Genomic DNA, 626 nt, shown 5'->3' on the forward strand with positions numbered 1-626 from the left:
TAAAAAATACCGGAAGTAGCCTCAAGGGAGGGATTCCAGTGGAAATAAAAGAGATAGTTCAAACCTTAATAAACAAAAAAGGTACAAGCTGTCCATTTAAAATATCTAAAATCCTCAAAATAGGAATATTATATGAGAATTTGGGTACTATGATGGGTTATTATAGTAAGGATTATCGTTTTAAATTCATTCACATTAACCAGAACTTACCTCAAATAAAGCAGCGGTTTGTCTGCGCTCATGAATTAGGTCATGCAATATTGCATCCTGACGTAAATACCCCTTTTCTCACTCAGTATACACTTTTCTCTAAATCTAAAATTGAACGACAAGCTAACACCTTTGCTGTGGAATTATTGATGCCGGATGACCTATTGCAAAAATACCGTGAAATATCACTTTATGATATAGCTGAAAGACTTGGCATACCTGATAAACTTGCAGATTTGAAACAAGTAGAAAAATAAAAGACTGCCTGGTGCGCCAACACCAGACAGTCTGGGTACCAATAACCTAACCAAATAGGTCAATCGGCACCAATCCAATAATATTATAACCGATTGACCTCTAAAAAACCACTTGTTTAAGGAGGTCTATTTTTTATGTCTAAAATGTTACGAGCTGCC

At 35.5% G+C, this 626-nt stretch carries 1 protein-coding gene; it reads left to right on the top strand.

Annotated features, from left to right (window positions below; translation table 11 throughout):
• Positions 1-38 precede the first annotated feature (38 nt).
• On the top strand, positions 39-467 hold the full coding sequence (locus AC29Z1_RS15240) for an ImmA/IrrE family metallo-endopeptidase (protein WP_488272313.1): 429 nt from the start codon (positions 39-41) through the stop codon (positions 465-467).
• Positions 468-626: the final 159 nt, after the last annotated feature.

This window comes from Sporomusa sp., from assembly GCF_057736855.1.